Annotated in this window: 11 protein-coding genes; 9 read left to right on the plus strand and 2 right to left on the minus strand. The window is 68.4% G+C overall.

Annotated features, from left to right (window positions below; genetic code table 11):
* The 3 genes from ACP93_RS17040 to ACP93_RS17050 all read left to right on the plus strand — a co-directional run.
* Positions 1-516, plus strand: a 516-nt coding sequence (locus tag ACP93_RS17040; protein WP_343123112.1) for a GNAT family N-acetyltransferase, incomplete at its 5' end; no start/stop codon positions are given.
* A gap of 100 nt (positions 517-616) precedes the next feature.
* Entirely contained in the window at positions 617-2215 is a 1599-nt protein-coding gene (locus ACP93_RS17045; protein ID WP_048491860.1) for a hypothetical protein, read from the plus strand.
* A 341-nt stretch (positions 2216-2556) separates the two neighbouring features.
* Positions 2557-3390, plus strand: coding sequence for a DUF3014 domain-containing protein (locus ACP93_RS17050; protein WP_048491861.1), 834 nt, complete (start codon positions 2557-2559; stop codon positions 3388-3390).
* 173 nt (positions 3391-3563) lie between these two features.
* Here the strand turns inward: ACP93_RS17050 and ACP93_RS17055 are convergent, their stop codons facing one another.
* Positions 3564-4268, minus strand: a complete 705-nt coding sequence (locus ACP93_RS17055; protein WP_048491862.1) for a glutathione S-transferase — start codon at positions 4266-4268, stop codon at positions 3564-3566.
* Between the two features lie 203 nt (positions 4269-4471).
* Here ACP93_RS17055 and clpB point away from each other — a divergent pair, with 203 nt between their 5' ends.
* The 4 genes from clpB to ACP93_RS17075 all read left to right on the plus strand — a co-directional run bounded on the left by clpB (position 4472) and on the right by ACP93_RS17075 (position 9213).
* Positions 4472-7057: an ATP-dependent chaperone ClpB gene (gene clpB, locus ACP93_RS17060; protein WP_048491863.1), complete on the plus strand. Its 2586-nt coding sequence runs from the start codon at positions 4472-4474 to the stop codon at positions 7055-7057.
* Between the two features lie 137 nt (positions 7058-7194).
* The gene (locus ACP93_RS17065; RefSeq protein WP_046978296.1) at positions 7195-7404 is read left to right on the plus strand and encodes a ribbon-helix-helix domain-containing protein; all 210 of its coding nucleotides are present in this window, start codon (positions 7195-7197) and stop codon (positions 7402-7404) included.
* Positions 7401-7673, plus strand: a complete 273-nt coding sequence (locus ACP93_RS17070; protein ID WP_048491864.1) for a hypothetical protein — start codon at positions 7401-7403, stop codon at positions 7671-7673. The genes ACP93_RS17065 and ACP93_RS17070 overlap by 4 nt, the downstream gene beginning before the upstream one ends.
* A 253-nt stretch (positions 7674-7926) precedes the next feature.
* A complete protein-coding gene (locus ACP93_RS17075; RefSeq protein WP_048491865.1) occupies positions 7927-9213 on the plus strand; it encodes an O-acetylhomoserine aminocarboxypropyltransferase/cysteine synthase family protein in 1287 nt (428 codons plus the stop codon).
* 25 nt (positions 9214-9238) lie between these two features.
* Here the strand turns inward: ACP93_RS17075 and ACP93_RS17080 are convergent, their stop codons facing one another.
* Positions 9239-10069: an AraC family transcriptional regulator gene (locus tag ACP93_RS17080; RefSeq protein WP_228136076.1), complete on the minus strand. Its 831-nt coding sequence runs from the start codon at positions 10067-10069 to the stop codon at positions 9239-9241.
* Positions 10070-10099: 30 nt separating this feature from the next.
* Between ACP93_RS17080 and ACP93_RS17085 the strand changes: the two genes are divergently transcribed.
* Positions 10100-11338: an MFS transporter gene (locus ACP93_RS17085; protein ID WP_048491866.1), complete on the plus strand. Its 1239-nt coding sequence runs from the start codon at positions 10100-10102 to the stop codon at positions 11336-11338.
* A 91-nt stretch (positions 11339-11429) separates the two neighbouring features.
* Positions 11430-12539: a sterol desaturase family protein gene (locus ACP93_RS17090; RefSeq protein WP_048491867.1), complete on the plus strand. Its 1110-nt coding sequence runs from the start codon at positions 11430-11432 to the stop codon at positions 12537-12539.
* Positions 12540-12810 lie beyond the last annotated feature (271 nt).

Genomic DNA, 12810 nt, shown 5'->3' on the forward strand with positions numbered 1-12810 from the left:
GGGGTGGGGAGTGGGGATTCGCAAGAGCGAGGTGCTGCGGTGACGGTGGGGCCGTTCGTAATTCGGCCCGGTGATCTCGACGATACGGTGGTGCGGGGGTTGCTGGAGTACCACCTGCAGCAGATGCATGCGCAGTCGCCGCCGGGCAGCGTGTATGCGCTGGATCTGTCCGGTCTGCGGCGCGCCGACGTGCGCCTGTGGAGCGTGTGGCGCGACGATGCGCTGGCCGCGGTCGGTGCGCTGCGCGTGCTGGACGCCGACGGCGGCGAACTGAAGTCGATGCGCACGCATCCGGCATTCCTGCGCCAGGGCGCGGCCGCGGCCCTGCTCGAACATCTGATCGCGGTCGCCCGCGCCGAAGGCCTGCAGCGCCTGAGCCTGGAAACCGGCAGTGGCGCGGCGTTCGAGCCGGCGCTCGCGTTGTACCGGCGGCGTGGCTTCCTTAACGGGCCGGCGTTCGGCGATTACGTGTCGAGCGCGTTCAACCAGTTCCTGCATCTGCCGCTGTCGCCGTAGCGGCGCGCCGTCGCCGGAAAACGGCATCCTGCGCGTGCACCGATCCGACGGTGCCGCTTCCCCTTACCATCCCTCGACCCCCAACGCCGCCACTGCCCGCATGTCCACTCCCGCTCCTGTCTCGCCGCGTCCGCGTTGGTTCGTCGCCGGCGACCTCAACGGTTTCTTCGGCCTGGTGGTCGACAACCTGTCGATCCTCGGTTTCATCACCCTGGCGCTGGTGGGAATCTTCCAGTTCCCCGCGGAGGTCATCTATACGCGGATGATTCCCGGCACCGCCTTCGGCGTGCTGGTCGGCAACCTGCTGTACACCTGGATGGCGCGGCGGCTGGCCGCGCGCAGCGGGCGCAGCGACGTCACCGCGATGCCGCTGGGCCTGGATGCGCCGACCAGTATCGGCATGGCCCTGCTGGTGCTGGGCCCGGCGTTCGTGCGCTACAAGCAGCAGGGCCTGGACCCGCAGGCCGCGGCGCTGGCCACCTGGCACCTTGGCATGGCGTCGCTGGTGGTGATGGGCGTGCTGAAGACGGTGCTGTCGTTCTTCGGCGATGCGGTGACCCGCGCGCTGCCGCGCGCGGCGCTGCTCGGCTCCATCGCCGGCATCGCGATCGTGCTGATGGGGTTCCTGCCGCTGCTGGAGGCGCTGCGTACCCCGCTGGTCGGGCTGGTGGTGCTGGGGCTGCTGCTGTACGTGCTGATCGCCAAGGGACGGCTGCCGTGGCGCCTGCCCGGCGTGCCGCTGGCACTGGCCTTGGGCACCGGCCTGTACTACTGGGCCAATGCGGCCGGCGTCGGCATTCCCGGGCATCAGGCGCCGCAGTGGATCGCGCCGCAACTGGTGCTGCCGTGGCCGAGCCTGGGCTTCGTCACCGGCCTGCGCGACACGGTGCCGCTGCTGCCGTTGCTGCTGCCGTTCGGCCTGCTGATGGTGGTCGGCGGCATCAACGTCAGCGAAAGCGCGCGCGCCGCCGGAGACGACTACCGCACCCGCGACATCCTGCTGGTCGAGGCAGGCGCGACCCTGATCGCCGGCGTCTGCGGCGGCGTCGCCCAGACCACGCCGTACATCGGCCAGCCGGCCTACAAGCACATGGGCGCGCGCAGCGGCTACACCCTGCTGACCGGCCTGTTCATCGGCCTGGGCGGCATGTTCGGGCTGGTCGCCGGCCTGGTGCAGTGGCTGCCGATGGCGGTGCTGGCGCCGATCATCGTCTACGTCGCCATCGACATCACCACCCAGGCCTTCCAGGCCACGCCCAAGCGCCACGCCGGGGCGATGGTGCTGGGGTTCCTGCCGTCGGTGGCCTACCTGCTGGCGATCAAGGCGCCGGGCTGGATCGCCCCGGAGCAACTGGCGAAACTCACCACCACCCTGGACGGCCACGGCCTGCCCGAACTGGCGGTGATCCTGACCCTGGGCAACGGCTTCATCATCACTGCGATGCTGTGGATCGCCGCGGTGGCGGCGATGGTCGACGGCCGCCTGCGCCGTGCCGCCGTGTTCCTGCTGGTGGCGGCCGGGCTGACCCTGTTCGGGCTGATCCATTCGGTGGACCCGCGCGGCGGCCTGTACCTGCCGTGGACGCTGAGCGGCGTGCCGAAGCTGATCGCCTGGCAGTTCGTCGGCGGCTATCTGGTGCTGGCCGCCTTGCTCGGTCTGCTGTCGTTGCAGAAGCCGCGCGCGGTGCTGGTGGAGTGAGCGGCGCTGCGGTACGCGTGTCGCCCGCGTGAGCTGGTAGTGCGGCCACCGCACGAGCGCAAGGCGGCCGCAGTGGCCTGGTGGCCAGCACGGACTGCCACACCACGCTGTACCTGGCCTCGTCGCCGCGCCTGCTGGCGGACTGCCTCGCAACGTGTGCGTTGCAGGCGGGAGGACGTGAGGTCCGACGATCCTCGACGCAGAAGGCGCAGGGAAACGCGAGGGCGTTGTCGGCGCTCCGCGCGGACCGTGCGCCGAGGCTGAACGCTGGCCGTCCCGTGCTGGAACCGGTAGGCACCGACGCTGTCACACTCCCATTGTCCGATGGAGATGTGCATCCCATGCAGCCGCGTCATTCGTTCTGGCCGTGGATCCTGGTCGCCGTGCTGGTGGCCGCCGCCGCAGCATGGTTGTTCCGCGACAACATCGCCGCGCTGTGGCCAAGCGCCACGCCGGCGCCTGCCAAGGTCGCGCCAGCACGCGCCGCCGCCGCGCCTGCAGCGCCTGACGCGCCGGCCGCGACCGCAACGCCACCCCCGATCCAGCATCCCATCGATGCCGCGGAAGCCGCCGATGCAGCGATTCCGGCGCTAGCCGCCAGCGACGACGCGGCCTGGGCGGCGCTGAGCACGCTGGCTGGCGGCGATGCGCCGCTGGCGCTGCTGGTGCGCGATCACCTGATCCAGCGCCTGGTGACCATGGTCGACAACCTGACCCAGCGCCGCGTCACGTCGCGCGCGCTGGCGCTCAAGCAGGTGCCGGGCGAACTGCAGGTGAGCACCGACGCCAGCGGTGTCAGCGTCATTGCCGATGCCAACGCACAGCGCTATGCGCCCTACGTGGAAGCCTTCACCCGCGCCGATCCGGCGACGGCGGTGGCGGCCTACCGGCGCTTCTATCCTCTGTTCCAGCAGGCCTACGTGGAACTGGGCTATCCGCAGGGCTACTTCAACGATCGCCTGGTGCAGGTGATCGACCACCTGCTGCAGACCCCGACGCCAAAGACCCCACTGGCGGTGGCGGTCGATCCGGTGCGCGGCAAGTACTGCTTTGTCGATCCGACATTGGAGTCGCTGTCGATCGGGCAGAAGGCGCTGTTGCGCATGGGCCCGACCCAGGCCGCCGCGGTCAAGGCGCAGTTGCGTGCGGTGCGCGCGGCATTGACGCGGACCTGAGCGACGGACGTGCCACACGAATGCGTGCGGCCTCTAGCGGTCGCGCCTGCGGGCGTTTTGTTTTCGTAGGAGCTGCTTCAGCCGCGACAGGCATGACCGGGAACGCCTGTCGCGGCTGAAGCCGCTCCTACGAGAGCGCACAGCCGGACTGATGCCGGGCGCACAACCTGCGCTCAGCCATCCAGTTTCGGGTAATGCCGGAAGATGCCGTTCTCGTTGAAGGGCAGACGCCGCGCCGAGGCAAGGTAGGCGGCGATGCCCGGGCGCTCGCACACGCGCTGCTGCAGCGCGCGCAGCCGTGGCAACTTGGGCGACAACCGTTTCATCGCCTGCGGGAAGGCGTAGTCCAGCCCGCTCATCAACTGGAACAGCGACAGGTCCACGTAGGAATGCTCGCGCAGTACGTGGCGCCCCCCGCCCTGATCCAGCACCTGCTCGAAATAGCCCAGGAACTTCGGCAGCCGCTGCGTGCGCAGGTCCTCGGCGCGCCGCTGCGCTTCGGCTTGCTGGTCTTCGTAGTACAGCCCGCTGGCGATGGGGTGGTGGCTGTCGTGGACCTCGGCGACCAGGTCGGCGATGGTCAGTTGCAATTGCAGCGCCTGCAGCCGCCGCGATTCGCTGTCCGGCACCAGGCCCAGCGGCGGGCCGAGGTAGTGCAGGATGTTGGCGGCCTGCGCGATCACCAGCCGGCCGGCCTTGAGGAACGGCGGCGCGAACGGGCGCGCGCCGGCATGGGCGCCGTCGAGGAAGGGCCGCATCGCCGCGTCGCCCTGCTCGCGGGCCACGTCGCGATAACCGGCGCCGGCATCCTCCAGCGCCAGCCGTACGAACTCGCCGCGGCCCTGGATGCCGGTCCAGTAGTAGAGCTCGTAATGCATGGGGCGGGTCCTGCGCGTGGCGACGGAAGCGCCGAGGGTAGCCGCCATCCCGGTAGCGGCGTGTGACCGCCGCGCGGCGCACCACGCGGCGACCACCGACCGCGCCGTATACAGGCAGCGCGGGCGGCCTTGAAACACGGGCGGACAGCCGCATTTTGCTGGCATGCCGGCACGGCCGGCCCTTTCATTCAGAGGACTTTCCGATGCGGATGGACAAGCTCACCTCGCGCTTCCAGCAGGCCCTGGCCGACGCGCAGTCGCTGGCCGTGGGCCGCGACCACACCATCATCGAGCCGGTGCACGTGTTCGTGGCGCTGCTCGACCAGGCCGGCGGCAGCACCCGGCCGTTGCTGGCGCAGGCCGGCGTCAACGTGCCGGTGCTGCGCGAGCGCCTCGGCGAGGCGCTGGACAAGCTGCCCAAGGTCAGCGGCCAGCCCGGCAACCTGTCGATGGGCAACGACCTCAGCCGTCTGCTCAACCAGACCGACAAGCTGGCGCAGCAGCACAACGACCAGTTCATCGCCAGCGAGTGGTTCGTGCTGGCCGCCGCCGATGACAGCGGTGCGCTGGGCCTGGCGCTGCGCGCCGCCGGTGCCGACAAGAAGAAGCTCGAGGCCGCCATCGACAAGCTGCGCGGCGGCGAGACTGTGCAGTCGGAGAACGCCGAGGAACAACGCCAGGCGCTGGAGAAGTACACCATCGATCTCACCGCGCGTGCCGAGAGCGGCAAGCTCGACCCGGTGATCGGCCGCGACGAGGAGATCCGCCGCACCGTGCAGGTGCTGCAACGGCGCACCAAGAACAACCCGGTGCTGATCGGCGAGCCCGGCGTCGGCAAGACCGCGATCGTCGAGGGCTTGGCCCAGCGCATCGTCAACGGCGAGGTGCCGGAAGGCCTGCGCGGCAAGCGCGTGCTGTCGCTGGACATGGGCGCGCTGATCGCCGGCGCCAAGTTCCGCGGCGAGTTCGAGGAGCGGCTCAAGGGCGTGCTCAACGACCTGTCCAAGAACGAAGGCCAGATCATTCTGTTCATCGACGAACTGCACACCATGGTCGGCGCCGGCAAGGCCGACGGCGCCATGGATGCGGGCAACATGCTCAAGCCGGCGCTGGCGCGCGGCGAGCTGCACTGCATCGGCGCCACCACCCTGGACGAGTACCGTAAGTACATCGAGAAGGACGCGGCGCTGGAGCGGCGCTTCCAGAAGGTGTTCGTCGGCGAGCCGTCGGTAGAGGACACCATCGCCATCCTGCGCGGCCTCAAGGAGCGCTACGCGGTGCACCACGGCGTGGAGATCACCGACCCGGCGATCGTCGCCGCGCTCACGTTGTCCAACCGCTACATCACCGACCGCCAGCTGCCGGACAAGGCCATCGACCTGATGGACGAGGCGGCGAGCCGCATCCGCATGGAGATCGACTCCAAGCCGGAGGAACTGGATCGCCTGGAACGGCGCCTGATCCAGCTCAAGATCCAGCGCGAGATGCTGAAGAAGGAAAAGGACGAGGCCTCGCGGCAGCGCCTGGCCGACCTGGAACGCGATATCGACACGCTCGAGCGCGAGTTCTCCGACCTGGACGAAGTGTGGAAGTCGGAGAAGGCGGCGCTGCAGGGCGCGACCAAGATCAAGGAGCAGATCGAGCAGGCGCGGGTGGAGCTGGAGGCGGCGCAGCGGCGCCAGGACTACGCCAAGATGAGCGAGATCCAGTACGGCCTGCTGCCGAACCTGGAAAAGCAGCTGGCCGCGGCCAACGAAGCCGAGCAGCACGACTTCAAGCTGGTGCAGGACCGCGTCACCGCCGAGGAGATCGCCGAGGTGGTGTCGCGCTGGACTGGCATTCCGGTCAACAAGATGCTCGAGGGCGAACGCGACAAGCTGCTGCGCATGGAGGACGAACTGCACCAGCGCGTGGTCGGCCAGGAAGAGGCGATCAAGGTGGTGTCCGACGCGGTGCGCCGCTCGCGCGCCGGCCTGTCCGATCCGAACCGGCCAAGCGGCTCGTTCCTGTTCCTGGGCCCCACCGGCGTCGGCAAGACCGAGCTGTGCAAGGCGCTGGCCGAGTTCCTGTTCGACAGCAGCGACGCGATGATCCGCATCGACATGAGTGAGTTCATGGAGAAGCACTCGGTGGCGCGGCTGATCGGCGCGCCTCCGGGCTACGTGGGCTATGAAGAAGGCGGTTACCTCACCGAGGCGGTACGGCGCCGGCCATATTCGCTGATCCTGCTCGACGAGGTCGAGAAGGCGCACAGCGACGTGTTCAACATCCTGCTGCAGGTGCTCGACGACGGCCGCCTCACCGACGGCCAGGGCCGCACCGTGGACTTCCGCAACACCGTCATCGTGATGACCTCCAATCTCGGCTCGCACCAGATCCAGGAGCTGAGCGGCGACGGCAGCGCCGAGGCCTACACGCAGATGAAGGCGGCGGTGATGGGCGTGGTGCAGGCGCATTTCCGCCCGGAATTCATCAACCGCCTGGACGACATCGTGGTGTTCCATCCGCTGGACAAGGCGCAGATCAAGTCGATCGCGCGCATCCAGTTGCACGGCCTGGAGAAGCGCCTGGCCGAGCGTGGGCTGAAGATCGAACTGGGCGACCGCGCGCTGGAACTGCTCGGCAACGTCGGCTTCGATCCGGTGTACGGCGCGCGCCCGCTCAAGCGCGCGATCCAGGCGCAACTGGAGAACCCGCTGGCGCAGCAGATCCTGTCCGGCCAGTTCCTCAGTGGCGACACCATCAAGGTCGAGGCCGAGGGCGGGAAGCTGGTGTTCGAAAAGGCTTGAGGCGGCGCGCGGCACGTCGTGGCCGCCATCGCCTTGGGCGAACCTGGGCGATGGACGAGCCGATACGCAGTAAGTGGTGAGGTGTATTTGAGGGTTTTTGATGTATATTAGCCTCATTCCGTGACTTGGAGGCTGTCATGTCTGTCCGTCTGAACCTGAACCTTTCCGATGATCTCAATAAGGCCATCGACCAGGCCGCCCTGGAATCCCAGCAGAGCAAGAGCGAGATCCTGCGCAAGGCGTTGCAGCTTTATCTCGCTGCTCGTGACGGCACTAAACAGGGCCGTAAGATCGGCCTGGTGAATCCGGAGACCCGTCAGCTCGAAACCGAAATCATCGGGTTATGAGTACGCTTGACCTGAACAACCCGCCAAGCGGACATAGTTTCAAGGTCAATGTTGAAAAGAACGAAACCGATGCCGAGCGCGCGGTACGCTTGACCAAGGACGTCCTGCTGTTCTTGTTCGCCTCGATCTTCATCGGCGCGATCGGCTGGTTCTGTCTGGCGACGCTGCTGGATACGACCGGCAAGGTATCGGCGGATGACAAGAAGTGGGCAATGTCATTCCTTACCGCGGTAGGAGGTGCACTGGTCGGATATCTGGTGCGCAAATAACGTGGTTGCTCAATGGCAGTAGCGTGGTGCTTTAGCGTATCGCCATGGATGCCACGCCGAACTACGCCAACGGCTCCGCACTGCGGTGATCGGGGCTGCCGCGTGGCGCGCGCAAAGCCAGGACATGTGGCACGGCGAACGGGAATCTCAAAGTACTTCGCGCGCTCCGGGTATAGACTCATAACCAGCGGTTAGCAGGCCCTTGCCGAATCGCCGTTATTGTCTCCGCTCTCCCTGCCGAGACTCGTCGCCCATGTCCGACCCGAACTGGAAGCTGGAAACCATCGCCGTGCACGGCGGCTATCGCCCCGATCCGACCACCCGCGCGGTGGCGGTGCCGATCTACCAGACCGTGGCCTACGCCTTCGACGACACCCAGCACGGCGCCGACCTGTTCGACCTGAAGGTGCAGGGCAACATCTACAGCCGCATCATGAACCCCACCACCGACGTGCTGGAACAGCGCATCGCCGCGCTGGAAGGCGGCATCGGGGCGTTGGCGGTGGCCTCCGGGCAGGCGGCGGTGACCTACGCCATCCAGACCATCGCCGAGGCCGGCGACAACATCGTCTCCTCCAGCGCGCTGTACGGCGGCACCTACAACCTGTTCGCGCATACGCTGCCGCTGTCCGGGATCCAGACCCGCTTCGCCGACTACCGCGATCCCGGCGCCTTCGCCGGGCTGATCGACGCACGCACCAAGGCCATCTTCGTCGAGTCGATCGGCAACCCGCGCGGCAATGTCACCGACCTGGAAGCGGTGGCCGCCATCGCCCACGCCCACGGCGTGCCGCTGATCGTCGACAACACCGTGCCCACGCCGTACCTGCTGCGGCCGTTCGACTTCGGCGCCGACATCGTGGTGCATTCGCTGACCAAGTACCTGGGCGGCCACGGCACCAGCCTGGGCGGGGCGATCGTCGATTCCGGGCGCTTCGCGTGGGCGGCGCACGCACAGCGCTTCCGTCGCCTCAACGAGCCGGACGTGAGCTACCACGGCGTGGTCTACACCGAGGCGCTGGGCGAGGCCGCCTACATCGGCCGCGCGCGGGTGGTACCGCTGCGCAATACCGGTGCGGCGCTGTCGCCATTCAATGCCTTCCAGATCCTGCAGGGCATCGAGACGCTGCCGCTGCGCATGGACCGGATCAACCAGAACACGCTGGCGCTGGCGCGGCACCTGCAGGGCGAAGCCAAGGTGGAGTGGGTCAACTACGTCGGCCTGCCGGACCATTCCGAACACGCGCTCGCGCAGAAGTATCTGCGCGGGCACGGCTCCGGCGTGCTCACCTTCGGCCTGCGCGGCGGCCGCGTCGCCGGTGCGCGCTTCCTCGATGCGCTGCAGTTGTTCACCCGCCTGGTCAACATCGGCGACGCCAAGTCGCTGGCCACGCATCCGGCGTCCACCACGCATCGCCAGCTCTCGCCCGAGGAACTGCAGCGCAGCGGGGTCAGCGAGGACACGGTGCGGCTGTCGGTGGGCATCGAGCACATCGACGACCTGCTCGCCGATCTGCAGCAGGCGCTGGCGCGGGCGTGAGCCACGCCGCGCGCTGCGTGCGCGCTCAGCGGAAGAACTGGCTCGGCGGCTGCCCGAACTGGCGCTTGAACATGGCGGTGAACGCGCTGGGGCTGTCGTAGCCCAGCTCCACCGCCACGTCGATGATGCGGTCGCCGGCGGCCAGCCGCTCCAGTCCGCGCAGCAGGCGCAGTTGCTGCCGCCACTGGCCGAAGCGCATCTGCAGTTCGCGCTGGCACAGGCGCTGGATGGTCTTGACGTCCACGCCCAGCGCCGCGGCCCAGGCGTGCAGGGTGGTGGCATCGGCCGGGTCGGCGTCGAGCGCGGCGGCGATGCGCAGCAGGCGCGGATCGCGCGGTTGCGGCAGATACAGCGGCAGCGCCGGCAGCGCATGCAGTTCGTCCAGGATCAGCCGCATCAGCCGCCCGTCGCGCGAGTCGGCGACGTGGTCCCAGGGGATCTCGGCGGCGCTGCGGATCAGCGCTTCCAGCAGCGGTTCCACCGCCATTACCGCCGGCGTGTCGGGCATGCCGGCGATGGCAGTGGGGCGGATGTAGAGGCTGCGCATGTGCAGGCTGCCGATCCAGCGCACGCTGTGTTCGGTGCCGGCGGGAATCCACAGCGCGCGTGTGCTCGGCACCACCCAGTGGCCCTGGCCAGAACGCACCACCATCAGTCCGGACGCCGCGTAGATCAACTGATGGCGCGCATGCCGGTGCGGGGCGATGGCGCTGTCGGGTGCGTAGTCGACGGCCTTGCACACCACGTCGGCCGGCGCGTCGTCCGCATTGCGGGCGGAGCGCGGCACCACGGTGCCCTTTTTGCGATGGTTGCTGGGCATGTCGCGCAGGAAGGTCGGGACAGGGAAGCCTACCATGCACGCACTCCCGGCAATGCCCGTCCCGCCATGTCCACGCTGCGTCCCGCCACACCTGTCGTTTCTGCCTCCACCGGCACCGCCGCCCCGCGCAAGGTCGCGTCCGGCGTCCTGGCCGCGATCACCTCCTCGCACCTGATCAACGACATGATGCAGTCGCTGATCCTGGCGCTGTACCCGGTGCTCAAGGGCCAGTTCCAGCTCAGCTTCGCCCAGGTCGGCCTGATCACCCTGACGTACCAGATCACCGCCTCGCTGTTCCAGCCGCTGATCGGGCTGCGCACCGACCGCCGCCCGGCGCCGTATTCGCTGCCGCTGGGCATGAGTTCCACGCTGTGCGGACTGTTGCTGCTGGCCTATGCGCCGAGCTTCGGCATGGTGCTGCTGGCGGCGGCCCTGGTCGGGATCGGCTCGGCGATCTTCCATCCCGAATCCTCGCGCATCGCGCGGCTGGCCTCGGGTGGGCGCCATGGCCTGGCCCAGTCGGTGTTCCAGGTCGGCGGCAATACCGGCACCGCGCTGGGACCGCTGATCGCCGCAGCGGTGATCGTGCCCAACGGCCGCCACAGCGTGGCCTGGTTCGGCGGCGCGGCGCTGCTCGGCATCGCCCTGCTGTCCTACGTCGGGCGCTGGTACGCGCTGCACCTGCAGGCCGTGCGTGCGGCGCCGCGGCCGGTCGCGGCGGTGCCGGCGCTGCCGCGCGCCATGGTAGTGCGGATCGTCGGCATCCTGCTGCTGCTGATCTTCTCCAAGTATTTCTACATCGCCGGGCTGAGCAGCTACTACACGTTCTACCTGATCCAGCGCTTCGGCATCTCGGTGCAGAGCGCGCAGCTGCATCTGTTCGCGTTCCTGCTGGCCTCGGCGCTGGGCACGCTGATCGGCGGCCCGGTCGGCGACCGCATCGGCCGCAAGCCGGTGATCTGGGTGTCGATCCTGGGCGTGGCGCCGTTCGCGCTGGCGCTGCCGCACGTGGGCCTGCATGCGGCCACCGCGCTGACAGTGCTGATCGGCTTCGTGCTGTCCTCGGCGTTCTCGGCGATCCTGGTGTACGCGCAGGAAATGATGCCCGGGCGCATCGGCACCATCTCCGGGCTGTTCTTCGGTTTCGCCTTCGGCATGGGCGGGCTGGGCGCGGCGGTGCTGGGCCTGCTCGCCGACCACCGCGGCATCGTCTTCGTGTACCAGGTGATGTCGTTCCTGCCGCTGCTGGGCATCGTCGCGGCGCTGCTGCCGAGCCGGCGGCCTGGCGCTACCGCGGCATACTAGCGCGACCGGCCGCCGCTGGCACGGACAGCTTGGCGAAAGCCAGCGGCGGCATGCTGTCGCGCCGGCCGTCGCGCCCTTTTGCCGTCTTCGCATGCCTGTCATTGCCATGGTCTCGTCCATTGCCCACGCCTGGTCCACGCTGGTCGACCTGGTCGCCAGCCACGCCGTGGCGCCGCTGCTGGCGGCGCTGCACCTGACCGGGCTCAGCGACGATCCGCACGACATCGCCGCCTCGCTGCTGGTGGCCGCGCTGCAGCTGTCCATCATCGGCGTGCTGTTCCGGCCGCTGGAGAGCCTGTGGCCGGCCGAGCGCTGGGAACACCGGCGGCTGGCACGCATCGATTTCCACTACACCTGGCTGATGTTGATCGGGGTGTTCCCGCTGTTCTCGTTCCTGATCCTGACCCCGGTGGTCAACGCATTGGGCGGCGCCGACCCCAACGCCGCGGCGGCGCCGGAGACCGGCCTGCGCCATGCCTGGCCGTGGCTGGACCAGCATCCGCTGGCGCTGTTCGCGCTGTACTACCTGGCCTACGACTTCACCTACTACTGGATGCACCGGGTACAGCACTGGATGCCGTGGTGGTGGGCGATGCACAGCATGCACCACAGCCAGCGCCAGCTCAGCTGCTGGGCCAACGACCGCAGCAACTACCTGGACGGCATGCTGCAGTCGTTTGTGCTGGCCGGGGTGGGCATCGCCTTCGGCATCGAGGCCGACGAGTTCGCCTGGCTGATGCTGCTCGGCGAACTGGTGCAGAACCTGTCGCACGCCAACACCCGTTTCGGCTTCGGCCCGGTGCTGAACAAGATCCTGGTCGATCCGCCGTTCCATCGCCTGCACCACATGCGCGTGGACCCGGAGCGGCCCGGTCTGCACAACTGCAACTTCGGCCAGGTGTTCGCGTTCTGGGACGTGCTGTTCGGCACCGCGCTGTACGGCGAGCCGGTGCGGCCGACTGGGGTGGGCGATCCGATGGTGGATCGCGACAACGAGCTCGGCTTGGTCGCGCTGCAGTGGGAAGGACTCAAGCGCTTCTGGGGCGCGGTGCGGCGGCGCTCAGGGTGGACGCCGGGCGAAGTCGCGTTCGGCGAGGACTATGTGCCGATTCCGGTGGATCACGCGGGGATGCCGGTGAGCGGTGGGGATTCGGGAGTGGGGATGACCAGCCATTCGGCTGTGGAAGGCCGGGAGTCGTAGGAGCGGTGGCGGTTGGCAATGCGGTTTTTGCCGGCCTCGCTGGCCGTCGTACCCTCACCCCAACCCCTCTCCCGGTGGGAGAGGGGCTAGCGCTTCTCCTTCTCCCTTCGGGACCATGGCCCCCTTTTCGGGGGAAGGTGCCCCGCAGGGGCGGATGAGGGTACGGGTCGCTCGTGTTCGATCTCAGCGAGACGCTTACGCGCCGTACCCTCACCCCAACCCCTCTCCCGGTGGGAGAGGGGCTAGCGCTTCTCCTTCTCCCTTCGGGAGA

The organism is Xanthomonas sp. NCPPB 1128, assembly GCF_001043115.1.
Classification (GTDB): Bacteria; Pseudomonadota; Gammaproteobacteria; order Xanthomonadales; family Xanthomonadaceae; genus Xanthomonas_A.